This window comes from Ruegeria sp. CDSA141 (assembly GCF_059612005.1).
Genome location: NZ_JBXWPT010000001.1, coordinates 152,763 through 177,204 on the forward strand (window position 1 = coordinate 152,763; position 24,442 = coordinate 177,204).

24 protein-coding genes are annotated in these 24,442 nt (G+C 59.6%); 21 read left to right on the top strand and 3 right to left on the bottom strand.

Annotated features, from left to right (window positions below; all coding sequences use genetic code 11):
• Window position 1: 1 nt before the first annotated feature.
• The 3 genes from AC2FLP_RS00790 to AC2FLP_RS00800 all read left to right on the top strand — a co-directional run bounded on the left by AC2FLP_RS00790 (window position 2) and on the right by AC2FLP_RS00800 (window position 2,346).
• On the top strand, window positions 2-469 hold the full coding sequence (locus tag AC2FLP_RS00790) for a hypothetical protein (protein WP_496681378.1): 468 nt from the start codon (window positions 2-4) through the stop codon (window positions 467-469).
• On the top strand, window positions 466-1,866 hold the full coding sequence (murD, locus tag AC2FLP_RS00795; RefSeq protein ID WP_496681375.1) for a UDP-N-acetylmuramoyl-L-alanine--D-glutamate ligase: 1,401 nt from the start codon (window positions 466-468) through the stop codon (window positions 1,864-1,866). Before AC2FLP_RS00790 ends, murD begins: the two co-directional genes overlap by 4 nt.
• Before the next feature lie 105 nt (window positions 1,867-1,971).
• Entirely contained in the window at window positions 1,972-2,346 is a 375-nt protein-coding gene (locus AC2FLP_RS00800; protein ID WP_254683773.1) for a glycine zipper family protein, read from the top strand.
• On the opposite strand, the gene AC2FLP_RS00805 is transcribed toward AC2FLP_RS00800, so the two are convergent.
• A complete protein-coding gene (locus tag AC2FLP_RS00805; RefSeq protein ID WP_496681372.1) occupies window positions 2,343-3,524 on the bottom strand; it encodes a BaiN/RdsA family NAD(P)/FAD-dependent oxidoreductase in 1,182 nt (393 codons plus the stop codon). The two genes, AC2FLP_RS00800 and AC2FLP_RS00805, sit on opposite strands and share 4 nt — an antisense overlap.
• A 191-nt stretch (window positions 3,525-3,715) precedes the next feature.
• On the opposite strand from AC2FLP_RS00805, the gene AC2FLP_RS00810 reads away from it, so the two are divergent.
• The 17 genes from AC2FLP_RS00810 to AC2FLP_RS00890 all read left to right on the top strand — a co-directional run bounded on the left by AC2FLP_RS00810 (window position 3,716) and on the right by AC2FLP_RS00890 (window position 21,095).
• The gene (locus AC2FLP_RS00810) at window positions 3,716-4,051 is read left to right on the top strand and encodes a cupin domain-containing protein (RefSeq protein WP_117872617.1); all 336 of its coding nucleotides are present in this window, start codon (window positions 3,716-3,718) and stop codon (window positions 4,049-4,051) included.
• Window positions 4,052-4,280: 229 nt separating this feature from the next.
• The gene (gene ftsW / locus AC2FLP_RS00815) at window positions 4,281-5,444 is read left to right on the top strand and encodes a putative lipid II flippase FtsW (RefSeq protein ID WP_299894763.1); all 1,164 of its coding nucleotides are present in this window, start codon (window positions 4,281-4,283) and stop codon (window positions 5,442-5,444) included.
• Entirely contained in the window at window positions 5,444-6,541 is a 1,098-nt protein-coding gene (locus AC2FLP_RS00820; protein ID WP_496681368.1) for a UDP-N-acetylglucosamine--N-acetylmuramyl-(pentapeptide) pyrophosphoryl-undecaprenol N-acetylglucosamine transferase, read from the top strand. The genes ftsW and AC2FLP_RS00820 overlap by 1 nt, the downstream gene beginning before the upstream one ends.
• Window positions 6,538-7,947: a UDP-N-acetylmuramate--L-alanine ligase gene (gene murC, locus AC2FLP_RS00825; RefSeq protein ID WP_299894756.1), complete on the top strand. Its 1,410-nt coding sequence runs from the start codon at window positions 6,538-6,540 to the stop codon at window positions 7,945-7,947. The genes AC2FLP_RS00820 and murC overlap by 4 nt, the downstream gene beginning before the upstream one ends.
• Window positions 7,948-8,023: 76 nt before the next feature.
• Window positions 8,024-8,272: a DUF2484 family protein gene (locus AC2FLP_RS00830; RefSeq protein WP_205511894.1), complete on the top strand. Its 249-nt coding sequence runs from the start codon at window positions 8,024-8,026 to the stop codon at window positions 8,270-8,272.
• Complete coding sequence (locus tag AC2FLP_RS00835) at window positions 8,269-8,535, top strand: DUF2484 family protein (RefSeq protein ID WP_117868335.1); 267 nt, start codon at window positions 8,269-8,271, stop codon at window positions 8,533-8,535. The genes AC2FLP_RS00830 and AC2FLP_RS00835 overlap by 4 nt, the downstream gene beginning before the upstream one ends.
• A 24-nt stretch (window positions 8,536-8,559) precedes the next feature.
• The gene (locus AC2FLP_RS00840) at window positions 8,560-8,853 is read left to right on the top strand and encodes a hypothetical protein (protein WP_299894749.1); all 294 of its coding nucleotides are present in this window, start codon (window positions 8,560-8,562) and stop codon (window positions 8,851-8,853) included.
• Window positions 8,850-9,776, top strand: coding sequence for a UDP-N-acetylmuramate dehydrogenase (gene murB, locus AC2FLP_RS00845; protein ID WP_496681364.1), 927 nt, complete (start codon window positions 8,850-8,852; stop codon window positions 9,774-9,776). The genes AC2FLP_RS00840 and murB overlap by 4 nt, the downstream gene beginning before the upstream one ends.
• A 102-nt stretch (window positions 9,777-9,878) precedes the next feature.
• A complete protein-coding gene (locus tag AC2FLP_RS00850) occupies window positions 9,879-10,802 on the top strand; it encodes a D-alanine--D-alanine ligase (RefSeq protein ID WP_299895723.1) in 924 nt (307 codons plus the stop codon).
• The gene (locus AC2FLP_RS00855; RefSeq protein ID WP_496681362.1) at window positions 10,790-11,797 is read left to right on the top strand and encodes a cell division protein FtsQ/DivIB; all 1,008 of its coding nucleotides are present in this window, start codon (window positions 10,790-10,792) and stop codon (window positions 11,795-11,797) included. Before AC2FLP_RS00850 ends, AC2FLP_RS00855 begins: the two co-directional genes overlap by 13 nt.
• An 8-nt stretch (window positions 11,798-11,805) precedes the next feature.
• Window positions 11,806-13,140 (top strand): cell division protein FtsA, encoded by a 1,335-nt coding sequence (gene ftsA, locus AC2FLP_RS00860; RefSeq protein WP_496681629.1) that lies wholly within the window; start codon window positions 11,806-11,808, stop codon window positions 13,138-13,140.
• Window positions 13,127-13,546 carry a hypothetical protein gene (locus AC2FLP_RS00865; protein WP_496681359.1) on the top strand — a complete coding sequence of 140 codons (420 nt, stop codon included), beginning with the start codon at window positions 13,127-13,129 and terminating at the stop codon, window positions 13,544-13,546. Before ftsA ends, AC2FLP_RS00865 begins: the two co-directional genes overlap by 14 nt.
• A 348-nt stretch (window positions 13,547-13,894) precedes the next feature.
• Complete coding sequence (ftsZ, locus tag AC2FLP_RS00870) at window positions 13,895-15,499, top strand: cell division protein FtsZ (protein WP_496681356.1); 1,605 nt, start codon at window positions 13,895-13,897, stop codon at window positions 15,497-15,499.
• A 213-nt stretch (window positions 15,500-15,712) separates the two neighbouring features.
• On the top strand, window positions 15,713-16,633 hold the full coding sequence (lpxC, locus tag AC2FLP_RS00875) for a UDP-3-O-acyl-N-acetylglucosamine deacetylase (protein ID WP_496681353.1): 921 nt from the start codon (window positions 15,713-15,715) through the stop codon (window positions 16,631-16,633).
• 126 nt (window positions 16,634-16,759) lie between these two features.
• Window positions 16,760-17,623: an outer membrane protein assembly factor BamD gene (locus AC2FLP_RS00880; RefSeq protein ID WP_117872623.1), complete on the top strand. Its 864-nt coding sequence runs from the start codon at window positions 16,760-16,762 to the stop codon at window positions 17,621-17,623.
• A gap of 36 nt (window positions 17,624-17,659) precedes the next feature.
• Window positions 17,660-19,309 carry a DNA repair protein RecN gene (gene recN, locus AC2FLP_RS00885; RefSeq protein WP_496681351.1) on the top strand — a complete coding sequence of 550 codons (1,650 nt, stop codon included), beginning with the start codon at window positions 17,660-17,662 and terminating at the stop codon, window positions 19,307-19,309.
• 100 nt (window positions 19,310-19,409) lie between these two features.
• Window positions 19,410-21,095, top strand: coding sequence for a chloride channel protein (locus AC2FLP_RS00890; RefSeq protein WP_496681349.1), 1,686 nt, complete (start codon window positions 19,410-19,412; stop codon window positions 21,093-21,095).
• A gap of 3 nt (window positions 21,096-21,098) precedes the next feature.
• On the opposite strand, the gene AC2FLP_RS00895 is transcribed toward AC2FLP_RS00890, so the two are convergent.
• Window positions 21,099-22,466: a DUF3179 domain-containing protein gene (locus AC2FLP_RS00895; protein WP_496681348.1), complete on the bottom strand. Its 1,368-nt coding sequence runs from the start codon at window positions 22,464-22,466 to the stop codon at window positions 21,099-21,101.
• Window positions 22,467-22,793: 327 nt separating this feature from the next.
• On the opposite strand from AC2FLP_RS00895, the gene AC2FLP_RS00900 reads away from it, so the two are divergent.
• Window positions 22,794-24,146 (top strand): TAXI family TRAP transporter solute-binding subunit, encoded by a 1,353-nt coding sequence (locus tag AC2FLP_RS00900; RefSeq protein ID WP_496681346.1) that lies wholly within the window; start codon window positions 22,794-22,796, stop codon window positions 24,144-24,146.
• On the opposite strand, the gene AC2FLP_RS00905 is transcribed toward AC2FLP_RS00900, so the two are convergent.
• Complete coding sequence (locus AC2FLP_RS00905) at window positions 24,091-24,432, bottom strand: DUF427 domain-containing protein (RefSeq protein WP_299638585.1); 342 nt, start codon at window positions 24,430-24,432, stop codon at window positions 24,091-24,093. The two genes, AC2FLP_RS00900 and AC2FLP_RS00905, sit on opposite strands and share 56 nt — an antisense overlap.
• Window positions 24,433-24,442 lie beyond the last annotated feature (10 nt).

The window sequence follows — 24,442 nt, forward strand, 5'->3', positions numbered from 1 at the left end:
AGTGATCAATTTTCTTGAATACCTACGACCACACATTGAATGGGTTGCCAATTCAATTCGATCACTTGTTGCCGCATTGGTTCTGGCGTGGGGTGTTTGGTACGTGGCTGAGTTGTTTGCAACGGAGAGTAACGCGAAGAGGTGGTTAGCCTTTTTCTCGGCAATAGCGGTGATTTTGCCGTTCATTTATTGTTTGTTGTGCAATGCACTCCTGATTTCGCTTCGAGGGCTGAAATATATTTCTCAGGATCAAGGCTTCAAAGCTGTTGAGAAGTTGGGTTGGGGTCTGCAGTTGCGGGTAATAGCCATAGCCTTAGGAATCGCATTGATCTTGTTGCCCTTTACGGTTGTAACACTCTTTGACGGATACAGGGCCGCGTTGTCGATTTCTTGGGGTATCCTGATTGTCTACACGATCGTTGCTGCTCTGTTAGTATTGTTGTGGAGCAAAAAAGGAACGAAGGTTTGATCCCGGTCAAAGGCTTTTCAGGACAGAAAGTTGCGGTTCTGGGGCTGGGCCGGTCCGGCTTGACCACAGCCCGCGCCTTGCACGCAGGCGGGGCAGAACCGGTCTGCTGGGATGACAACCCAGCGGCCCGTGATACCGCCGAGGAAGAAGGCTTCACCTGCGCCGACCTGCGCAAGCATGGAGCGTTTGAAGACATCGCCTCGCTGATCGTCTCACCGGGCATTCCGCATCTCTATCCCGAACCGAACCCTGTGGTGGCCGCAGCCCTGGAAGCTGGCGTGCCGGTCGATAACGATATCGGCCTGTTCTTCCGCTCTTTCGCGGGACCGGAGTGGAACAACTACGACACTCCGCCACGCGTGATCGCGGTGACGGGATCGAATGGAAAATCGACGACCGCCGCTCTGATCCACCACATTCTGACCGAGGCCGGTCGCGAGGTGCAGTTGGCGGGCAATATCGGGCGCGGGGTTCTGGATATCGATCCGGGCGGCGACGGTTCGGTCGTGGTGCTTGAACTCAGCAGCTATCAGACGGAACTGGCCCGTTCGCTGACCCCCGATGTGGCGGTATTCACCAATCTGTCGCCCGATCATCTGGACCGACATGGTGGTATGGGTGGCTATTTCGCAGCCAAGCGGCGTCTCTTTGCCGAAGGCGGCCCCGACCGCGCGATCATCAGTGTCGACGAAACCGAAGGCGCGTTTCTGGCGGGGCAACTGGCCGAAGGGCCTGCGGATGACCGGGTGATCCGTGTCTCGGTCGCGCGGAAACTGACCGGGCCGGGCTGGCAGGTTTTTGCGCGCAAAGGGTTCCTGTCGGAATACCGCAAGGGGCGGCAGGCGGGGTCTATCGACCTCCGCGCGATCAAGGGTTTGCCTGGTGCGCATAATCACCAGAATGCTTGCGCGGCCTACGCGGCCTGCCGGTCGCTGGGCCTTGCTCCCCGCGTGATCGAAGACGCGCTGCATTCCTATCCGGGTCTGCCGCATCGCAGCCAGATCATCGCCGAGGCGGATGGGGTCACCTATGTCAACGACTCCAAGGCGACCAATGTCGACAGCGCCCTGAAAGCGCTTATGGCGTTCAAAAAGATCCGATGGATTTGCGGCGGTCTTGAGAAAGAGGGCGGCATATCAGCCCTGAACACGGCGACGGGCGAGGTCATCAAGGCGTATGTGATCGGACGCGAAGCGGCTGGTTTTGCGATGCAGCTCGAGGCGGATACGCAGGTCTGTACGACGATGTCTGAAGCCGTTGAGCAGGCCATGGCGGATGCCCGACCTGGCGAGACAGTCCTACTGGCACCGGCTGCTGCCAGTTTCGACCAGTATGACAACTTCGAACAGCGCGGAGAGGATTTTGCAACGCAGGTCAGGCTCAGGCTGACAGAATAGCCATTTGCAATAGACCGCCGGCTGGGCCAAACTTGGATGCTATCAGCTTGACGCGGCACCACTATTGGTTTTGCTTGCCTGCAGACTCAACACGAGGTTATGACTATGCCATTTCGTAGACTTTCTCTGATCCTGCCTGCCATTCTTGTTGCGGGAGCCTGCACCAATACGGGTGCCAACTATCAGCCTATCGTGGACGGCCCGGTCGGTCCGAACTACAACGTGGATCTGCAGCAATGCCAACAACTGGCGGCATCGCAGGGCAGCGTTGATGGCTCTACCGCAGGGAACGCAGCAATTGGCGCAGTGGGTGCCGCGGCCGTTACTGGGATCGTTCAGGACAGCAGCGACAATCTTGGTCGCGCGGCTGTGGCAGGTGCCCTGGTTGGCGCTGGCGCAGATGTCATCAATAAAAACCAGAACAAAGAAGTCGTGGTGCGCAACTGCATGCGTGGGCGCGGGTATAACGTCGTAGGCTAATGCCCGGCGGCAATTGCAATACCTGCGGCATGGCCTGATGACCATGCCCACTGGAAATTGTAGCCGCCCAACCACCCGGTGACATCCACCGCTTCACCAATCGCATAGAGGCCGGGGACATCCTTGGCCTCCATCGTTTTCGAGGACAAGTCATCCGTGTCGATCCCGCCCAAGGTGACTTCGGCGGTGCGATACCCTTCGGTTCCCGACGGCACCAGTTGCCACGCAGACAGGGCCGAGGTCAGCTCGGCCAGTTTCGTGTCTGACTGATCCGCCAGCTTCCCGGACATCGGAATGATCCGGCACAGGTAGTCGACCAGCCGGGCCGGCAGATGCCGCGCCAATTCAGTGGTCAGCGCCTTGCGACCTGCGCTTTGCCGCTGTGCGCGCAACAGATCAAGCAGGGGCAGATCGGGGATCAGGTTCACCCGGATGGCCTCACCTTCGCGCCAGTATGACGACAATTGCAAAACTGACGGTCCGCTGAGGCCGCGATGGGTGAACAGCAGCGCCTCGTCAAAGCTGATTCGATCATTCGACAGTCGCACTGGCAGGGAAACGCCGGACAGGTCCCTGAACCGCCCATCCGAGAAGGTAAATGGCACCAATGCAGCGCGTGTTTCGGTCATACGCAGACCGAATTGCCCGGCAATGTCATAGGCCAGCCCGGTCGCGCCCATCTTGGGGATCGATTTTCCGCCCGTTGCCAGCACCAGATTGGTGCAGGTCAGGTGCTGCCGCTGTCCTTCACGTTCAACCTCCAGTGCAAAGCCGCTTTCGGTCTTGCGCAGATCACGCAGAGAGGTTTGAACCCACAGCTCTGTTCCTGCACCGCTCAATTCATCCAGAAACATCCGGATGATCTGTTTCGAAGAGCCATCGCAGAACAGCTGGCCCAGGGTTTTTTCATGCCAGGAAATGTTGTGACGTCCGACCAGATCGATGAAATCCCACTGCGTGTACCGTGCAAGGGCGGATTTGCAGAAATGCGGGTTCTGCGACAGAAAATTGCCCGGCCCGGCATACATGTTGGTGAAATTGCAGCGTCCACCGCCCGAGATGCGGATTTTCTCGCCGGGTGCCTTGGCGTGATCAATCACCAGCACGCGCCCACCGCAATGGGCCGCACACATCATGCCGGCAGCCCCGGCTCCAAGGATGATCGTATCGTAGGTCATGTGCTGCGCATGGCGTGGATTAATCGGGATGGCAAGGCCTCATGCCGAAGTAGTGCATGAGACGCACTACCCGCGCATTCCCAGATTTGAGGTCGACCGACATGGCGATTGCCAGATGTTCAGCGTGCTGTCATGCTGCGGCTTTAACGCAAAGAGGCTTTGACAAAACAAGCTGGCAAAAGGAATTTCCAATGCAGTTTCCCGAATTTATTTCGTCATTTCCAAAACTGGATGTGCCTTTTCCTGAAGACGTGGTGCAAACGGCCGTCATTCGATCAGATGCAGGGCTGGTCGCTTTCTTCACTTTCCTCAAGGACATGGAGCTTCCCCTGCATTCGCATGGTGCCCAATGGGGGACAGTGGTCGAGGGGGAAATTGAACTCACTATCGGTGGCCAGACCCGCACGTACCGCCCCGGCGACAGCTACTCGATTCCAAGCGGTGTGGAGCACGGAGGGATCATCAAGGCGGGGTCTCGTGTCATCGATGTGTTTGAAGAGCCCGACCGATATCCGATCAAAGGTTAGCGCAATGAGCAACGCCTTGTAGGTTTAATCACACGCCGCTCCACCAAGTGGCGCGGCTAACACTGCAATTTCCTAGGTCAGCCAGATGCAGAAGGGGGACACCTTGGGCAAGGCAGGTTGATTTCTGCCTTATTGCTTCATTCTGCTAGCCCAAAAACAAAAATCCCTGTAATGTCTCAAGCAGACCCCGAAAACGGGGCGTTGACGAGGCAGAGAGTGGCGGTATCTCATGACTGAGATGGTGTATGGCGCGGTCCAGGACCAGCGCGGCGAACCGATTCTACCGAAATGGTGGCGTACAATCGATCGCTGGACGATGTCCTGCGTTCTGATCCTGTTTGCCATCGGTCTGTTGCTGGGGCTGGCGTCTTCGCCACCGCTGGCCGGGCGAAACGGGTTCGATCCGTTCCATTATGTCGAACGTCAGGCCATCTTCGGCGGAATGGCGCTGATTGCGATGCTGCTGACCTCGATGATGTCGCCGACGCTGGTGCGGCGGCTGGCAGTGCTGGGCTTCCTGGGGGCATTCGTGGCGCTGGTTTTCCTACCCGTGTTCGGAACTGATTTTGGCAAGGGCGCGGTGCGCTGGTACTCGCTGGGGTTTGCCTCGCTTCAGCCGTCCGAGTTTCTTAAACCCGGCTTCATCGTCGTCGCTGCATGGCTGCTGGCTGCCTCACAAGAGATAAACGGCCCACCGGGGCGGATCTGGTCGTTTGCCCTTTGCATGGCGATAGTCGGCATGCTGGTGATGCAGCCTGATTTCGGCCAGGCCTGCCTGATCCTGTTCGGCTGGGGGGTGATGTACTTTGTCGCCGGGGCGCCGATGCTGCTGCTGGTCGGAATGGCCGGGTTTGTTGTCCTGGGTGGTATGTTTGCCTATTCCAATTCTGAACATTTTGCCCGTCGTATCGATGGCTTCCTGAATCAAGAGGTCGATCCGACCACGCAGTTGGGCTATGCCACCAACGCCATTCGTGAAGGTGGTTTGTTCGGTGTCGGGGTGGGTGAGGGGCAGGTGAAATGGTCTCTGCCGGACGCGCATACCGATTTCATCATTGCCGTCGCGGCCGAGGAATACGGCCTGATCCTGGTGCTCATCATCATCGCGCTCTATTCGTTGATCGTGGTACGCTCGCTGCTTCGCCTGATGCGGGAACGCGACATGTTCATCCGTCTGGCGGGCACCGGTCTGGCGTGCATGTTCGGCGTGCAGGCGATGATCAACATGGGTGTTGCGGTACGTCTGCTGCCCGCGAAGGGTATGACGCTGCCTTTTGTCAGCTATGGCGGCTCATCGCTGATTGCAGGCGGTATTGCGGTCGGCATGCTGCTGGCCTTTACCCGAAACCGCCCACAGGGCGAACTTGGCGATATTCTACGCGGACGAGGATAATGGGGACTCCATATCTGTTGATTGCGGCTGGTGGGACCGGGGGGCACATGTTCCCCGCTCAGGCGCTGGCCGAGGCGATGCTGAACAAGGGCTGGCGAGTGCGCCTGTCTACCGACCCGCGCGGCGCCCGCTATACCGGAGGTTTCCCGCATTCGACCGAGATTGTCGAGGCGTCCTCAGCCACTTTCGCGCGTGGCGGCCTGGTGGCCAAGGCTATGGCCGGTCCCAAGATCGCGGGCGGCATCGCCAGCACGGTGTTCCAGATGATGCGGGACAAGCCCGATGTTGTTGTGGGCTTTGGCGGGTATCCTTCGATCCCGGCGCTGAGCGCAGCGACCATGCTTAAAATCCCCCGCATGATCCACGAACAGAACGGAGTGTTGGGGCGTGTGAACCAGTTGTTCGCCACCCGCGTCGCGCAGGTGGCCTGCGGTGTCTGGCCCACGGGCCTGCCCGAAGGCGCACGTGGCATCCACACTGGCAACCCGGTCCGGGCTGCCGTTCTGGACCGCGCCGCAGCCGGTTACATTCCGCCCGGTGATTACCCGATGTCGGTCCTTGTCATGGGCGGGTCGCAAGGCGCCCGCATCCTCAGCGATGTTGTGCCCGGAGCCATCGCCGAACTGCCCGAAGACATCCGCAATCACATCCGCGTCTCGCATCAGGCGCGGGACGAGGACGGCGAGCGCGTCACAGCCTTTTACAACGACCACGGCATTCGCGCCGATGTGCAGCCCTTCTTCGGTGATGTCCCCCGTCGCATGTCGGATGCCCAGCTGGTGATCTCACGTTCAGGCGCGTCCAGCGTTGCCGATATCTCGGTCATCGGGCGCCCGTCGATCCTGATCCCCTTTGCCGCAGCCGCCGGAGATCATCAGACTGCCAACGCACGTGGGTTGGTACAGGCGGGCGGGGCCATCATGATCCCGGAAAAGGCACTTGACGTTCCTGCGTTGACACAGCAAATCACCACGGTTCTCACGAACCCTGAAGCCGCACAGAAAATGGCCCACGCCGCCTTGTCTGTCGGGGCACCTGACGCCACCGAGCGTCTGGCTGCCCTCGTCGAGCAATTGGCGCAGAAGGAGACCACATGAACCCAGCAACCAAACTTCCGCAGGACGTGGGGCCGATTCACTTTGTGGGGATCGGCGGGATCGGGATGTCAGGTATCGCCGAGGTGCTGCTCAATCTGGGTTACCGGGTGCAGGGCTCGGACCTCAAGGCATCGAAGATCACCGACCGGCTGGCAAGTTTGGGGGCCGAGATCTTTGTCGGTCAACGTGCTGAGAACCTTGAAAATGCTGCGGTTGTAGTTGTTTCGACCGCGATCAAACCGGGCAATCCGGAACTGGACGAAGCCCGGGCGCAGGGCCTGCCTGTTGTCCGCAGGGCTGACATGTTGGCCGAACTGATGCGCTTGCGCTCGAATATTGCCATCGCGGGGACTCATGGCAAGACGACCACGACCACCATGATGGCAGAACTGATGGTGGCGGGGGATTTCGACCCGACTGTGATCAATGGCGGCATCATCCATGCCTATGGCTCGAATGCCCGTATGGGACAGGGCGAATGGATGGTCGTCGAAGCGGATGAATCCGACGGCTCGTTCAACCGCCTGCCCGCGACCATCGCCATCGTCACCAATATCGACCCCGAGCATATGGAGCATTGGGGCGATTTCGACAAATTGCGCGACGGCTTCCATGAATTCGTATCGAACCTGCCTTTCTACGGTCTGGCCGTCTGTTGCACGGATCACGCCGAGGTGCAGGCGCTTGTCGGGCGTATCACCGACCGTCGCGTGCGCACTTATGGCTTCAACGCGCAGGCCGACGTGCGGGCCGAGAACCTGACCTACAAAGTCGGCGTTGCGCATTTTGATATCCATCTGCAATACGAAGACAAGGTGATCGAAGGCTGCACCCTGCCGATGCCCGGAGACCATAATGTCTCGAACGCGCTGTCCGCCGTGGCCGTTGCCCGCCATCTGGGCATGAAAGCCTCGGAAATCCGCGAAGCGCTGGCCAATTTTGGTGGCGTCAACCGCCGCTTCACCAAGGTCGGAGAAGTCGACGGCGTCACCATCATCGACGACTACGGCCACCACCCGGTCGAAATTGCGGCTGTTCTGAAAGCCGCGCGTCAGGCGACCGAAGGCCGCGTGATCGCTGTGCACCAACCGCATCGCTATTCGCGCCTGTCCAACCTGTTCGACGATTTCTGCACCTGTTTCAACGACGCCGATGTCGTGGCCATTGCCGACATTTTTGCCGCCGGCGAAGACCCGATCGAAGGCGCATCGCGTGATGATCTGGTACAGGGCCTGATCCGTCACGGTCACCGTCACGCCCGCGCGCTGCTGGACGAAAACGATCTTGAACGACTTGTGCTGGAACAGGCCCGTCCTGGCGATATGGTGGTCTGTCTCGGGGCCGGCACGATCAGCGCCTGGGCCAATGCTCTGCCCGAGAGATTGCAACGAAAACAAGCTGTTTGACGTCCCTTCTGTTTGGCGCACAACCTGAAAGTGTGGTAACCTGCCCGCAACTGTCGCATATCCTCGGAGGGGACAAGTGGACTATTCGATGATCCTTGCCGCCCTCTGGGTGATCTGTGCCACGATCGTGGCGTTCTTACCGATGCGCCTGCAGTTCCCGCCGGGTGTGACCCTGCTGATCTGTGCTCCGGTTCTGATCGTCTGGCTGGGTTATGACCACGGTTGGTTCTGGTCCGTTTTTGCCTTTGGCGGTTTCGTTTCGATGTTCCGCAACCCCATCCGGTTCTATTGGCGGAAATGGGTGCGAGGGGAGGTTATGGAGTGAACTGGTCCATCGCCCTTGCCGGTCTGTGGGGCGTTTCCGCGAATCTGCTGGCAATGATCCCCAGCAAAGACAACCACTGGACGCGCGCCTATATCCTGATCGCCGTGGGCATTCCGATTCTGGGGTATGTCACCTATCAAAACGGCCCGTGGATCGGCTTGCTGGTGCTGGCCATGGGGATGTCCGTGCTGCGCTGGCCCGTCATTTATCTGACCCGTTGGACAAAGACGAAAATGCAGGGCATGAAGGCGGCTGACGAATAACCGGCCAGTTTCAGGAGGTCCGCCATGGCGTCGGTCGCTACATTTGCCTATCTGCCAATTCTGTCTTTTCTGCTTGGTGCCGCCGCCGGTTTCACCGCGGGCCGCTGGCTGGGCCTGCGCGGCTTGTTATGGCTGATCGGTCTGGCCTCGGCCGTCGGCTTGGCGTTGATGGTCGTGCTGGCCGGAATTGGCACTGGTGAAGAAGAACAGGCCTTCGGCCCTCTGGTCTGGCTGACCGCCGGCGTACTTCCCTTTCTGTTCGCCACGGTCATGGGGGGTGTGGGCGGACGCAGCCTGGCGGTGCGCGCAGACATATGACAACGCTTCCTGCTCCCAAAGGTCGCCTGTCTCGGGCGCGTCCTCTCTCTGACCTCACGTGGCTTCGTGTTGGCGGTCCGGCCGATTACCTGTTCCAGCCTGCCGATATCGAAGACCTGCAAGCGTTCCTGCGGGAACTGCCCGCAGAAACCCCGATCTTTCCGATCGGTGTCGGTTCGAACCTGATTGTTCGGGATGGGGGTCTGCGGGCCGTCGTGGTCCGGTTGGGGCGCGGGTTCAATACGATCTCGGTTGACGGCAATACGGTTACGGCAGGGGCTGCGGCGCTGGATGCGCATGTGGCGCGCAAGGCGGCGGACGCCGGTGTCGACCTGACCTTTCTGCGCACCATTCCGGGATCCGTCGGCGGTGCGGTGCGCATGAATGCAGGGTGTTATGGCAGTTACACGGCGGATGTGTTGCGTAAGGCCATCATTGTCACCCGGCAAGGGGACCTTGTGGACCTAACACCCGAAGACTTGAATTTTCGCTATCGCCAGACGGACCTGCCGGAAGGTGCAGTGCTGATTTCGGCTGTGTTCGAGGCTCCTTCAGGCAATCCCGAAGATCTCCATACCCGTATGGAGGCGCAGTTGAAAAAACGCGACGAAACCCAGCCCACCAAGGATCGCAGCGCGGGGTCGACCTTTCGCAATCCGGCCGGGTTTTCCTCGACCGGGCAGGCGGATGATGTGCATGATCTCAAGGCGTGGAAGGTGATCGATGACGCGGGCATGCGCGGCGCGACGCTTGGCGGCGCGCAGATGAGCCCGAAACACTCGAATTTCCTGATCAATACCGGCTCGGCCACCGCTGCCGACCTCGAAGGCCTTGGCGAAGAGGTGCGAAAAAAGGTTTACGAAACAAGCGGCATCACGCTAGAGTGGGAAATCATGCGGGTCGGAGATCCGCTGAAAGAATAAAGCCCGGACCGTCAGACCAAAACAGGCAAATTCAGGCGACGGATCAAAGGCATAAACGCAGTACGGACCACCATATAAGGTCCGGGGACATTGAGGCGCACGTTGGGTATGTCGAGCAGGACAAACCCCAAAGTGGCGGTATTGATGGGTGGCCCCTCGGCGGAACGCGAGGTGTCTCTCAGCTCTGGGCGCGAATGCGCAGCCGCCCTTGTGGGAGAAGGCTTTGAAGTGGTCGAACTGGACGCAGGTCCCGACCTCTGCGCGCGCCTTGCGAACATCAAGCCAGATGTGGTTTTCAATGCCCTGCACGGCCGCTGGGGCGAAGATGGCTGTGTGCAGGGCCTGCTGGAATGGATGCGCATTCCTTACACGCATTCCGGCGTGTTGGCCTCGGCCCTGGCAATGGACAAGCAACGCAGCAAGGACGTCTATCAGGCCGAAGGTCTGCCCGTAGTTCCAAGTGTGATCGTTCCAAGGCTTGAGGTGATCGAAGCCCACGTGATGGAGCCGCCCTATGTGGCCAAGCCAAACAACGAAGGCTCCAGCGTTGGGATTTACATCGTCCACGAAAATGCCAATGGCCCGCCGCAGCTGTCCGAAGACATGCCCGATCAGATCATGGTCGAGAAATATGTTGCGGGGCGTGAACTGACCGTAACGGTGATGGGCGACCGCGCCCTGACCGTGACCGAGATCATGACCGATGGTGGTTGGTATGACTATGATGCCAAGTACAAACCGGGCGGATCATGGCACGTTCTGCCTGCCGATGTGCCACCGGACATCTTTGATCGCTGCATGGATTACGCCCTGCGCGCGCATGTTGCCTTGGGGTGCAGGGGCGTCAGCCGCACCGATTTCCGCTGGGATGACAGCATGGGCGCCGATGGGCTGTTCCTGCTTGAGACCAACACCCAGCCCGGCATGACGCCGACATCTCTGGCCCCGGAACAGGCCGCCCATCTGGACATGACATTCGGCCAGCTTTGCGCCTGGATGGTGGAGGACGCCTCATGCGACCGCTGACCGCCAGACGCGCGTTGGAAATCCATCGAACCAAACCCGTTGCAGGCCCGGATGCGGATTTTGCATCGGCCGACACTGAACAGCGCGATGGTCAACCGCTTCTGCGTCTGCGTGGCGCGCGGGTGTTTTCCCGCCCGGCCCGTCGCAGCGACCCGGCGCCGTCGCGCCTCAGCTACCGGCTCCAGCGCTGGATGCTGACACCTGGCATTCGCCTTGGTGTCAAGGTCGGCCTGCCGATCTGCGCCATTGCTGCAACTGTCGGCATCTTCTTTGCCTCGCAGGACCGTCGCGACGCACTTGCCGCTTATATCGCCGATGTGCGCACTTCGATTCAGGAGCGCCCCGAATTCATGGTCAACCTGATGGCCATCGATGGGGCGGGAACCGGCCTGTCCGAGGACATCCGCGAAATCGTGCCGCTGGATTTCCCGATCAGTTCCTGGGATCTGGATGTGGAACAGATCCGCGACACGATCACCGGGCTGGATCCGGTAAAATCCGCAACCGTCAGAATCCGCCCCGGAGGCATCCTGCAAGTCAATGTCGTCGAGCGTCAGCCAGTAATTGTCTGGCGAACGCATGACGGGCTCGAGCTTCTCGATGAGACAGGCGCGCATGTCAAGGAAGCCACTTCTCGCAAGGACCACGCTGATCTGCCGCTGATCGCGGGGGCGGGCGCCAGCGATCATGTGGGTGAAGCGCTGGAGCTTCTTCAGACCTCGCGCAGCCTGGGCAATCGCGTGCGCGGTTTGGTGCGCGTGGGAGAGCGGCGCTGGGATCTGGTGCTGGACCGTGGTCAGCGCATCATGCTGCCGACCGAACGTCCGGTGCGCGCGCTGGAACGCGTGCTTGCCGTGAACGAGGTGCAGGACCTTCTGGAACGTGACGTGGCCGTGGTCGACATGCGCCTCGGGCAGCGTCCAACCATCCGAATGACCAAAGCCGCCAGCGACGACTGGTGGAACACAAAAGTGACAGTGAGTAACGGGCAGTAACGACCATGATGACCGATCTTTATCAGTCCCAACGCGCCATGCGTCAGATGCGGCGGCAGGCTTTGCAACGCGGTGTGATTGCGATTCTGGATGTGGGCAGTTCGAAAATCGCCTGCCTAGTGCTGCGCTTTGACGGAACTGGTCGGCTGAGCGAGGACAACACCATCGGCTCCATGGCGGGTCAGACGGGCTTTCGCGTCATCGGCGCCGCGACCACCCGGTCGCGGGGTGTCCAGTTGGGCGAAGTTACCGCCATGCAGGAAACCGAACGTGCCATCCGAACCGCGCTTCAGGCCGCACAGAAGATGGCCGATATCCGCGTCGACCATGTGATCGCATGTTTCTCGGGCGCGAACCCGCGCTCTTACGGGTTGGATGCACAAGTCGACCTGGACGGTCAGATCGTGACCGAGGCCGAAGTGGGTCGCGTTCTGAACGCCTGCGACGTGCCGGATTATGGCGACGGGCGCGAAGTGCTGCACGCTCAACCGGTGAATTTCGCACTCGACAACCGCTCGGGCCTGATCGACCCGCGCGGGCAGATGGGCCAGAGCCTTGCAGTCGACATGCATATGCTGACCGTGGATTCGACAGCGATCCAGAACATCGTGCGCTGTATCAAGCGCTGCGATCTTGAACTCGCAGGTATTGCCAACTCGGCCTATGTCTCGGGCATCTCGGCGCTGGTTGAAGACGAGCAGGAACTGGGCGCGGCCTGTATCGACATGGGTGGCGGCACCACGAGCGTATCGATCTTCATGAAGAAGCACATGATTTATGCCGATTGCGTGCGCATGGGCGGCGATCACGTGACGGCCGATATCTCGATGGGTCTGGGTGTGCCTGCCGCCGTGGCGGAACGGATAAAGACATTCAATGGTGGCGTTCATGCCACCGGGGCCGACGACAGGGATATGATTGATATCGGTGGTGACACCGGTGACTGGGAACACGACCGCCGCACCGTCAGCCGTGCCGAGCTGATCGGTATCATGCGCCCGCGTGTCGAGGAAATTCTTGAAGAGGTTCGTGTACGGCTGGACGCCGCCGGGTTTGAACACATGCCAAGCCAGCAGATCGTGCTGACCGGCGGTGGCAGCCAGATCATGGGGCTGGACGGGCTTGCCACCCGCATTCTGGGCCAGCGCGTGCGCCTCGGCCGCCCCTTGCGCGTGCATGGCCTGCCGCAGTCAGCCACCGGGCCCGGGTTCTCGTCCGCTGTCGGCCTCAGCCTGTTTGCGGCCCATCCTCAGGACGAATGGTGGGATTTTGAAATCCCGGTCGACACCTACGCCGCGCGCCCGTTCAAGCGCGCCGTGCGGTGGTTCCGTGACAATTGGTAGGCACCTGCGCGGGTGTGCACTGGGCGCGGCCTTGCTGCCCGGCGCGGTCTCGGCCCAGACCATATTTACGCCCGAGGCGTTTCTGGATGCGGCTGTCGGCAAAACCCTCACGTTCTACGAAATTCGCAGCGGCGGTCTGGTCGGAACAGAACAGTTCCTGAACCGAAGTGTCTCGGTCTGGCGCGAAGAGGGGCAGGGCTGTGTCTACGGGCAGATCACAACGCCTAACGGTCAGATATGCTTTCTATACGACAATGACCCGGACGGCATTCCGGTCTGCTGGTGGCCATTTTTGCACGAAGGCCGGCTGATGGTGCGACTTGCCTCTTTCGCCGAGGGGGAAATACAGGAAGTGCGCTCCATGACCGAGCGCGGCCTGAACTGCCCAGGTGCTCCGCTCAGCTAAAGAAACCGGTTGCAGCAATTCAATTTATCCCTCAAGATATCCACAAGGCCCGGCAGAGGCCTCGCGGCAGGACCTGAGCAGTTTTCCGCAATGTAAATGACATTGGATCAGAGCGCGATGAACGAATGAGTCCTCGCGTTCATGTCGGTTGTCTTGTGATGGTCGCCGTTGTTTCCGCTATATCTGGCATGTCCTGCGAAATGCCGCCGGTTTCTGCCTTATTTCCTCCATATTTTGTGGGAAAACGCGATTTTTGACGTGACCTTTTGGCATCAGGCCGCTAGAATCGGACAAGGATAGGTAAGAAAAACACCGCTTTGGCGGGACATAAATACAGGCGGACAGAGCATGACATTGAATCTTTCGATGCCCGGGCACGACGAACTGAAGCCTCGGATTACAGTATTTGGCGTTGGCGGTGCAGGCGGGAACGCTGTCAATAACATGATTGAGAAACAGTTGGACGGCGTTGATTTTGTGGTCGCCAACACCGACGCGCAGGCGCTGCAACAAAGTCAGTCCTCGGCACGTGTGCAATTGGGTGTTAAAGTCACCGAAGGTCTGGGGGCAGGGGCCCGTCCGACCGTCGGTGCTGCCGCCGCCGAAGAAAGCATCGAACAGATCGTTGACCACCTTGCCGGCGCGCATATGTGCTTCATCACCGCTGGTATGGGCGGCGGTACCGGCACGGGCGCTGCTCCGATCATTGCGCAGGCCGCTCGTGAGCTGGGTGTTCTGACCGTCGGTGTTGTCACTAAACCCTTCCAGTTCGAAGGCGCCAAGCGGATGCGTCAGGCCGAAGACGGCGTTGAGGCATTGCAGCAGGTTGTCGACACGCTGATCATCATCCCGAACCAGAACCTGTTCCGTCTGGCCAATGAAAAGACCACCTTCACCGAGGCGTTTTCGATGGCCGATGACGTTCTGTATCAGGGCGTCAAGGGTGTGACCGACCTGATGGTGCGCCCTGGCCTGATCAATCTCGACTTTGCGGACGTTAGAGCGGTGATGGACGAGATGGGCAAGGCAATGATGGGCACCGGCGAAGCAACCGGCGAAGACCGCGCCGTCCAGGCGGCGGAAAAGGCCATTGCAAACCCGCTGCTGGACGAAATCAGCCTCAAGGGTGCCAAGGGCGTGCTGATCAACATCACCGGTTCACACGACCTGACCCTGTTCGAGCTCGACGAAGCCGCCAACCGCATCCGCGAGGAAGTGGACCCAGAGGCCAATATCATCGTTGGCTCGACGCTGGATACGGCCATGGAGGGCGGAATGCGTGTATCGGTTGTTGCAACCGGTATCGACGCCAGCGAAAAAACGACGGAAGTCCCTGTGGCTCGCCGCTCGATGTCAGAACCACTGACCCGCACGGTTTCGGCCGAAGATCATTTTCAGGAAGAAGCACCGGTTGCTGCGGAGGTGGCAGAGCCTGCCCCGCAGCGGGAAGAAAACCGCGAGCCTTCGCTGTTTGAAACCGCTGAAGAACCGGCGCAACCGCAATTCCAGCCGCGCGACGAGCGTGAAGATGACAGCCTGCCGCCGCCGGCCTACCAGCCGCGTGTTGCCGAATTCGAGCCGCAACCCGAGCATATTGAGCCAGCGCCCGAGGCATTTGTGGCACCGCGCGGACATGCCGCCGGCACCCCGTCGCCCGAAGCACTGCAGCGTTTGCAGGCTGCTGTTCAGAAGGTTCCGTCAGCGCCGCAGCCTCCAGCGGCGCCCCGACAATCCGATCCGGTTTCGCAGTCGGAACCCGAGGAGCGCTCGCGTTTTGGCTTCAATCGTCTGATCGATCGGATGACTGGCCATGCGTCTGATACGCCGGCACAATCGCCCCGGCAGCAACCCGTTTTGCGGCAGTCCGAGGCTACGGCGCCAATTCAGGAAGAGGTTGATCCTGATCAGGAGCGTATCGAAATTCCGGCCTTCCTGCGCCGTCAAGCCAACTGATCGCGGTAACAAAATCCACTCAAGGGGCTGCCATTTGGCGGCCCTTAATCATTTATTAACAGCATCTTGCAGGCATGTAAGCAGGGTTTTGCCGATCTGTCACATACATGTTTCAATCGGTTGCAAAGAGTGAGTTGAGCCTTGACGCGGGCTTCCTTAACTGAGTGTCCAACACAGTCCAAGCAGGCTGGACACCACTCACCGAGGCCCATTTTGCAACATACGCTCAAATCTCCGGTCACGTTTACAGGCGTCGGACTGCACAGTGGCAAGCCGGCGACCATGGTTCTGAAACCGGCGGCAGCTGGTCACGGGATCTGGTTCAAGCGGACGGATATTCAACTGGGCGATGCGATGATCCCGGCGCTCTACCATGTGGTCGAACGGACCCCGCTTTGTACGCGACTGGTGAATGATGCGGGTGTTTCGGTTTCCACGGTCGAACATATCATGGCTGCTCTGGCTGGTTGTGGCGTGCACAACGCGCTTATCGAGATCGACGGTCCCGAAGTTCCGATCATGGACGGCTCCTCGATTGAATTTGTGCGTGGCATCATGGCCAGGGGCGTGCGCCGTCAGGCCAGCCCGGTATTGGCCTATGAGGTATTGAAGACTGTCACCGCATCACGCGAAGGTGCCAGCGCCAGCATTGCACCCGCTGACGGGCTGATCATCGACTTCCACATCGATTTCGAAGACAGTGCCATCGGCAGCCAGAGCAAGACGCTGGACATGCGCAACGGTTCGTTCGCGCGCGAACTCAGCGATTGTCGCACGTTCTGCCGTCGCACAGATGTCGAGGCGATGCGCGAACACGGGTTGGCTTTGGGTGGCACGCTTGAAAACGCCGTGGTCGTTCAGGGCGTCGAAGTTCTGACACCGGGCGGTTTCCGCCGCGTGGACGAGGCCGTGCGCCACAAGATGCTGGATGCGCTGGGTGATCTCTATCTGGCTGGTGGGCCGATTTTGGGTCACTTCACCGGAAACAAGTCGGGTCATTCGCTGACCAACACATTGCTGCGCAATCTGTTTGAAACGCCGGGTGCGGTGCGCCCGGTACTGTGTACGCCGGAACAGGCCGCGCGCCTGCCGGGGCAGGGGTTGGTCGTGCACGAAATTCCCGAAGTGGCCTGATCAGATCAACTCTGACGACATTTGCGCCAGAAGTCGCATAAGGCGTTTTGCACCGGAATTTTATGTGCTAGACCATGGCTCAAATCGGGGCAAACCCCATTAAGCAAGACGACAAGGATGGGCGGTATGGTTGGCAGCAAAGCGGCAGTCAGATTCGCGGGTGCGATTCTTCTGGCAGCAGTTTTGACGGCATGCGGCAACGGCGGCGGCCTATTTAGTCGCAAGGGCGCTGACCGTGATCAGAACCTGGAAGGGTTTACGCCGGAACAGATATATACCCGTGGTGAATACGAACTGTCGCAGAATCGGTCGGACGATGCGGCGTGGTATTTTTCGGAAGTCGAACGTCTGTATCCGTATTCCGACTGGGCCAAGCGTGCGCTGATCATGCAGGCGTTTTCGTTCCATTCGGACCAGAATTACGAAGAAAGCCGCGCGGCGGCTCAACGCTATATCGACTTCTATCCGACGGATGAAGATGCGGCTTATGCGCAGTATCTGCTGGCACTCAGCTATTATGACCAGATTGACGAAGTCGGGCGGGATCAGGGCCTGACCTTCCAGGCGCTGCAATCTTTGCGGACCGTGATCGAGGTTTATCCAGACAGCGAATACGCCACATCTGCGGTTCTGAAATTCGATCTGGCTTTCGACCATCTGGCGGGCAAGGAAATGGAGATCGGGCGCTATTACCTGCGTCAGGATCACTATATCGCAGCCATCAACCGGTTCCGTGTTGTGGTCGAAGACTTTCAGACCACCTCCCATACCGCCGAAGCGTTGTATCGTCTGGTCGAGGCCTATCTGTCGCTTGGCCTGCTGGACGAAGCGCAGACTGCTGGCGCCATTCTTGGCTACAACTACCAATCCACGGAATGGTATGACGATGCGTACAAGCTGTTGACATCTCGCGGGCTTGATCTCAAGAGCCGTGGCAACAATTGGCTTAGCACGGTCTATCGTCAGACCATCAAAGGTGAATGGTTGTAATCGCGATGGCCTCGGGTCCGGGACGCTGAAGACCTTATGCTGCGCGCCCTAGATATCCGCGACATGCTGATCATCGACCGGCTGGAACTCTGCTTTCAGCCGGGCCTGAACGCCTTGACCGGCGAAACCGGTGCGGGCAAATCGATTTTGTTGGATTCACTGGGTTTTGTGCTTGGCTGGCGTGGTCGGGCTGAACTGGTGCGGCAGGGTGCCGCGCAGGGCGAGGTCGTCGCCGAGTTCGAACTTTCTGCCGATCATCCCGCACATGCGGTATTGGCCGAAGCTGGCCTGCCGGGTGGCGAAGAACTGATCCTGCGCCGGGTAAATACTGCCGAGGGGCGCAAGACCGCCTGGGTCAATGATCGCCGGTGCTCGGGTGAGGTGCTGCGGGCGCTGTCCGAGACCCTGATCGAACTGCATGGTCAGCATGATGATCGTGGTTTGTTGAACCCACGTGGTCATCGGGCGATGCTGGACGAATTTGCCCAGGTCTCGGAGCCGCTGTCAAACGTGCGAACGGCCTGGGCCGCGATGTCCCGTACCCGAAGAATGCTGGCCGAGACCGAGGCCGCTCTGGCTGCCGTCCGCAGCGAGGAAGAATTCCTGCGCCACGCGGTCGCCGAGCTTGACCAGCTTGATCCACAACCCGGTGAGGATGCCGAACTGGATTCCCGCCGCCGCATGATGCAAGGGGCCGAGCGGATTCGCGACGATGTTGCGCGTGCTTTTGCCCTGTTGTCCGGGGACGGGGCGGAAGGGGCCATGTCCGACGCCATCCGCTGGCTGGAAGGCGTCTCGGACAACGCGGCCGGCCAGCTGGAAGAACCGATTGCAGCGCTCGGGCGCGCAATGATCGAGTTGGGCGAGGCGCAGGACGGTGTGAATGCCTGCCTTCAGGCGCTGGACTTCAATCCGGCAGAATTGGAACAGGCCGAAGAACGCCTGTTTGCCATCCGTGCGCAGGCCCGAAAGCATGACGTGGCCCCGGATGATCTGGGTTCGTTTGCCGACACACTGCGTGACCGGTTGAACCGGTTGGAGGCAGGAGATGCCGACCTGGCCGACAGACGTGCGGCCGTGGACGCGGCGCAACAGGCCTATGATGCTGCCGCAACCGAACTAAGCGCCGCGCGCAAGGCCGCCGCCGGGCAGCTTGACGCGGCCGTCATGGCGGAACTGGCCCCGCTCAAGATGGAACGTGCTGTGTTCCAGACCGAAATCACCCCGGCTGAACCCGGCCCCGAGGGCACCGACGCGGTGGCATTCACCGTGGCCACCAACCCCGGTGCGCCGGCGGGGCCGTTGAACAAGATCGCTTCGGGGGGTGAGCTCAGCCGCTTCCTGCTGGCGCTCAAGGTCTGCCTGTCTGGCGACGACAGCGCCCGGACGATGATCTTTGACGAGATTGATCGCGGTGTCGGTGGGGCAACCGCCGACGCGGTCGGGCGCAGGCTGGCGTCATTGGCGCAGGGCGGGCAGGTTCTGGTTGTCACACACTCTCCGCAAGTTGCCGCACGGGCAGCGCATCACTGGCGGGTGCAGAAACAGGTCGCGAATGGGCAAACCCTGTCCACGGTTGTCCCCCTGGCCGAATCGGATCGGGTGGACGAAATCGCCCGCATGGTGGCGGGCGATACCATTACCGAAGAAGCTCGTGCCGCAGCACGGGCTCTGTTGCAGGCCTGATGGGGCGGTGGCGTAATTTGGTGCTCACACTGTCGCTATCTCACTTTTATATGGACGCCCCGTGGCTTACTAAGGGTTAAGTGATGATCCCTGAGGGCCAATGACCCAATCGACCCGCACCGTTCTGCGCAACCAGTTCAATCAGGCTCTGGCCGCGATCAAGGATGCGTGGCGGGTGATGCTGCGCCGGGGGCCAAGCCAGATCCAGTTCTGGTTCATCGCACTGGCCATCGGGATCGCAGCGGGTTTCATGGCGCTCGGCTTCCGCAAGGCCATCCGTGCGTTGCAGGCCTATCTTTACGACACCGATGACATACTGCTGCTGCACAGCCACGCCGAGAAACTGCCGTGGTTCATGGTTCTGATCATTCCCATCATCGGCGGTTTGATCGTCGGCGTGATCCTGAACCGGTTCACCAATGACGGGCGCGTGAGGTCGGTTGCCGATGTGATTGAAGGTTCGGCCATCACTGACGGGCGGGTCGAGGTCAAGGCCGGCATCGCGTCGTTTTTTGCCTCGCTGATCACTCTCAGTTCGGGCGGGTCAACGGGGCGCGAGGGCCCGGTGGTGCATATGGCCGGGGTCATCTCCACATGGGTCAGCAACCGAATTCACGCGGATGGGATCACGGGCCGTGACCTGCTGGGCTGCGCCGTCGCTGCGGCCGTGTCGGCCAGCTTCAACGCCCCCATCGCCGGGGCATTGTTCGCGCTCGAGGTCGTGCTGCGCCATTTCGCCGTTCACGCCTTTGCACCAATCGTCATCGCCTCGGTCGCGGGAACGGTGATCAACCGGCTGGAATATGGCGACGTGACCGAGTTCACTCTCGAGACGCCGGGATCGCTGCAGTTTTATGTCGAGCTTCCGGCCTTCCTGATCCTGGGCCTGATCTGCGGATTTGTCGCGTTGCTGCTGATGCGGTCGATCTTCTTTGCCGAGGATATCGGCAGCCATATCCAGAACCGTCTGTCAATTCCGGGCTGGCTGCGCCCTGCGGTGTCCGGGGCGATGCTGGGGCTGATGGCAATCTGGTTTCCGCATATCATCGGCGTTGGGTATGAAACCACCATCCGCGCTTTGACCGGTGATCTTGTGCTGACAACGGCAATCCTGTTTGCGGTGACCAAAACGGTTGCGGTTGCCATCACGATGGGGGGGCGCATGGGTGGCGGTGTTTTCTCGCCTTCTCTGATGGTTGGCGCGCTGACCGGGCTGGCCTTCGGGCTGATCGCGACCGGGTTGTTGCCGGACGTTTCGGGCACGCACACGCTTTATGCCTTTGCCGGTATGGGGGCCGTGGCTGCGGCGGTGCTTGGGGCGCCTATCTCGACCACTCTGATCGTCTTTGAGCTGACCGGCGACTGGCAGATCGGCCTTGCGGTTATGGTCAGTGTGTCCATGTCCACGGCGCTGGCCTCACGCCTGGTGGACCGGTCTTTCTTCCTGACCCAGCTGGAACGACGTGATGTCCACCTGGCCGCGGGGCCGCAGGCGTATCTGCTGGCAATGCTCCGAGCCGGGGCAGTGATGCGTCCGCTTGGGGATCAACGGTCGATCACGAAGGAAGAGGCACAGGGGCTGATCGAACAGGGCATGTGCATTCAGGCCAGCGCCACGCTGGAAGCCGCCATGCCTTACTTCGATCGTGACGACATCCCCTGCATTCCGGTTATCATTCTGGAAAAAGACGGATCCGAGACACCCGTTGGCGCGCTCTATCACGTCGACGCTCTCAAGGCATATAACAGGGCGCTTGCGGCAACGGCCGCTGAAGAGCATTCCTGAGTTTCACTCACCATACACGCTGGCTGCGTCACCCAGATAATTGTCCCACGCAAACCAGTACGAAATATGCCCGGCGACCCGAGGCAAACGCGCGCCCTCAGGCCCGATCAAAGCCTCTTCCGTGACGGTCCAACCGTTCCCTGCGCTATCCTGCAACCCGCTTTGTGTTGCCCGGAACTCATGAAATTTTCGTTCATAAGCACGCACACTACGCTCTTTGGGATCGCCAATCAGAACCAAAGGTGTTTGGCCGATCGCATCGTTGATCACAGGTTTGCCCTTGAACGCATCCAGAGGCCAGGCGCGGGCGGCACCAAACTGGCGCACGGCAAAGATGTAATCCTTCTGCCGATGCCGGGACCGATCCACAACAGCCGGGAACATCAGCTCACTCGAGGCGAAATAGTCGCGATAAACAACGCCCGATCCGTAGTTGCGCCGATGCCCGGTGTTCAGCGACAGAACACGGGTTTTGGGATGCGAGGTCTTCCAGCTGGCCCATGTCGTGATCACCACCGGGCGCTGTTTCAACGTGATGCCGCTGTTCACCAAAGGCCCCACAACAGGCTTGCCGGTATACTGGTTCCACAGCGAATGCGTTTCGCGGTCAAACATCAGCTTGTTCGAGCGATAGAGGAAACCTGACGACCCGAAAATGAACGGCTTTCGCCGCCCCGCCACTTGGGTTTCGAACAGGATGCCCGACCCGCAAAGCGTGCAATAGGCCAGCGCCACGGGCACGCCTCCGATCACCTCGTTGAACATCTCGTGCCATCCCATGATCCGCAGGGGATAGGCACGCTCATCGCCGTTGATGGCCACGCCAAACACCAGATCGTCGCCCTTCAGATACCCCGCATTTGAAGCAGAGATCAGGGTTGGGTTGTCCAGGGACGGAATACCATCCTTGGACACGCCGCCCCAGGCGATCTCTTCCAGGCGGATCTTCATCCTGTCACGTTGCAGATACTCAGACCGCAGAAACAGATCGAAATTCGGGTCGATCCCCAACAGAACCTCGCGCTTGAACGGGATCAGCGAAGGATGAGGGACAATTTGTGGGTTTCGTTCCTGCCACAGCATCCACTCGAACCAGTCATTGCCATAGCGCTGCCCGGTCACAGCCTGCATCACCTCGACGATCTCGTCCCGCCGCCTGTCGGCATAGCGCATCGCGGTCAGCAACCCGGCCACAACATCCGGCTGGCCGCGATCTTTCAGGTACGCCATCTGTGCCTCAAACGCGGTCCGACGCCCGTTCAGCGTGCTGCGCAATGCCTCCAGAACCGGATCCTGCTGCGCCCAAAGCGCTCCGGGTGCAATTGCTCCAGCCCCGATCATCCCGGCTAAACCGCGTCTTGAAATCTGCATGGAAGCCTCCGGTGGATATCCGGAAGAAGTGTGCCGCAAATGCCGCTCACGTGCATGCCACAGCTGCGTGAGGTGGGCTTCGAAGCAAGATTTCTTGCGAAGCTGAAATAAGAACCGGCTGGATGAACAATGAGTCGTTTCCGGAAATACTCCGGCCGGCTTAGCTTTTCCGCGACCAAGGTTGCGCCATTTTTGCAAGCCAAACACCAGCCGGACTTTTCGCCCAACGCGTCATTCGCTGCTGTGCTGGATTGATTTTCGTTGACGCGAAGATTGCGAACAGGCGAGGTTTAAGGGTCAGTTCGGATCATCTGAATGCGAGAATTCATGCGCCTACTCATCTTTGTTCTTCTTCCAATTCTGTTTGTCGGGATGATTGCGTTTCTGATTCTTGGATTGAAACCACCCAGCAGCATACGGCTAGCGACCGGGGTGAGCGGCGGGGGGTATTGGCAGATCGGCCAGCTTTACAAGGCAGAGCTGGCGCGAGACGGCATTCACATTGATTTGGTTGAAACCGCAGGTTCTGTAGAGAACATAAAGAAGCTTGTTTCCGGTGAAGTCGATGTAGCGATTGTTCAAGGTGGTCTGAATCTTCCTCGGGAAAGTGGATTGCAATCGTTGGGGGCCATTTTTCTTGAACCAATGGTGGTGTTTCGAGGAAAGCTCAGCCCAATTGGTGGCAATGCGGGGGAATGGGAGGGCATCCGACTTGCCGCTGGGGCAGAAGGGTCCGGAAGCCGTGCGGCTGCCATCGCCCTGATAGAAGCGGCGGGGCATAGGGATACCGGCATTACGCTTGTGGATGCAGGAGGACCTGATGCTATCGATGCGCTCTATTCCGGCAAAGCCGATGCTGCGTTGTTTGTTGCACCACTGGATGCGCCATATCTCATGGATGCGATTTTTGACCCTAACATAGAATTCGTCCCCATGGCGTTGGTCGACGCGCTTGCATTGAAACTCCGGGGGGCAAGTTCGGTTACCGTGCCCGCTGGGTCAATCACTCTCGACCCTCCAAGACCGCCCGAGGACGTAAAGATCTTAGCTTTGAGGGCATCAATGATTGCCGGGCCTGATCTGCACCCGGCAGTCGCAGATCGGTTGGTTACCGCAGCGAAGATCGTTCATGGTCAGCCCGGCATATTGCAGAGTTCAAGGGAATACCCGAAAACGGAGTCTCCGCCCGCTCCACTAAACGAAGTTGCTGAAGAGCTGATAAACACCGGGCCAAATTTTCTACATGCCGTTTTGCCCTATTGGATTGCTGCTCAGTTTGGCCGGGTTCTTTTATTGCTGTTGCCTTTACTTTTTCTCGCTCCGCTTTTGCGGCTCGTTCCATCCGGGTATGTGTGGTTCCAGAAACGCCGTGTCTGGCGTTTCTATCAGAAAATCGCAGCGCTGGAGGAAGAATTGGGGCAGGCTCGGACGCTGGGCGACGTAGACGCAGTGGCGGACAGCATTGAGGAACTGGATACCAGCATTGCTAACCTCAACCTACCGCTTGCCTACCGTCAGGTCGCGTATGACGCGCGATTGCATATCGATTTGATTCGACAAGAGATTGCGCGCCGCAGAGCTGCCAATGGGTCACCGGCGGTCGACAGGATGTCAAATGAGGGCTTTAAATCTGCTCCACCTTCACCGACTCGACGGGATAAAATGCCAGATGGTCCTTGATCTCGGCCACTGCCTGGGCCGGGTTTTCATAGCTCCAGACCGCATTGGCGGTCACGGATGACTTGTTGACGATGGAAAAATGCGTCGCGTCGCCCTTGCCAGAGCAGTGCGTTACCTTGTCGGTCCGGTCCAGAAATGCCATCGCAATATCACCGCGCGGGAAATAGATCACCGGATCCTTGTCGCCTTCATGCAGTTCCAGCGCGTTGTTCGTTTCGCCCAGAATCGCACCGCCCGAGCGGACACACCATTTGCCCGGCGCTTTCCGGATCGTGATCTCAGCCATTCCATTTCCT

Coding starts and splice junctions, on each gene's coding strand:
- AC2FLP_RS00800 (WP_254683773.1), top strand. CDS start 1,972: ATGCCATTTCGTAGACTTTCTCTGATCCTGCCTGCCATTCTTGTTGCG.
- AC2FLP_RS00805 (WP_496681372.1), bottom strand. CDS start 3,524: ATGACCTACGATACGATCATCCTTGGAGCCGGGGCTGCCGGCATGATG.
- AC2FLP_RS00810 (WP_117872617.1), top strand. CDS start 3,716: ATGCAGTTTCCCGAATTTATTTCGTCATTTCCAAAACTGGATGTGCCT.
- ftsW (WP_299894763.1), top strand. CDS start 4,281: ATGACTGAGATGGTGTATGGCGCGGTCCAGGACCAGCGCGGCGAACCG.
- AC2FLP_RS00820 (WP_496681368.1), top strand. CDS start 5,444: ATGGGGACTCCATATCTGTTGATTGCGGCTGGTGGGACCGGGGGGCAC.
- murC (WP_299894756.1), top strand. CDS start 6,538: ATGAACCCAGCAACCAAACTTCCGCAGGACGTGGGGCCGATTCACTTT.
- AC2FLP_RS00840 (WP_299894749.1), top strand. CDS start 8,560: ATGGCGTCGGTCGCTACATTTGCCTATCTGCCAATTCTGTCTTTTCTG.
- murB (WP_496681364.1), top strand. CDS start 8,850: ATGACAACGCTTCCTGCTCCCAAAGGTCGCCTGTCTCGGGCGCGTCCT.
- AC2FLP_RS00855 (WP_496681362.1), top strand. CDS start 10,790: ATGCGACCGCTGACCGCCAGACGCGCGTTGGAAATCCATCGAACCAAA.
- ftsA (WP_496681629.1), top strand. CDS start 11,806: ATGACCGATCTTTATCAGTCCCAACGCGCCATGCGTCAGATGCGGCGG.
- ftsZ (WP_496681356.1), top strand. CDS start 13,895: ATGACATTGAATCTTTCGATGCCCGGGCACGACGAACTGAAGCCTCGG.
- AC2FLP_RS00880 (WP_117872623.1), top strand. CDS start 16,760: ATGGTTGGCAGCAAAGCGGCAGTCAGATTCGCGGGTGCGATTCTTCTG.
- recN (WP_496681351.1), top strand. CDS start 17,660: ATGCTGCGCGCCCTAGATATCCGCGACATGCTGATCATCGACCGGCTG.
- AC2FLP_RS00890 (WP_496681349.1), top strand. CDS start 19,410: ATGACCCAATCGACCCGCACCGTTCTGCGCAACCAGTTCAATCAGGCT.
- AC2FLP_RS00895 (WP_496681348.1), bottom strand. CDS start 22,466: ATGCAGATTTCAAGACGCGGTTTAGCCGGGATGATCGGGGCTGGAGCA.
- AC2FLP_RS00900 (WP_496681346.1), top strand. CDS start 22,794: ATGCGCCTACTCATCTTTGTTCTTCTTCCAATTCTGTTTGTCGGGATG.
- AC2FLP_RS00905 (WP_299638585.1), bottom strand. CDS start 24,432: ATGGCTGAGATCACGATCCGGAAAGCGCCGGGCAAATGGTGTGTCCGC.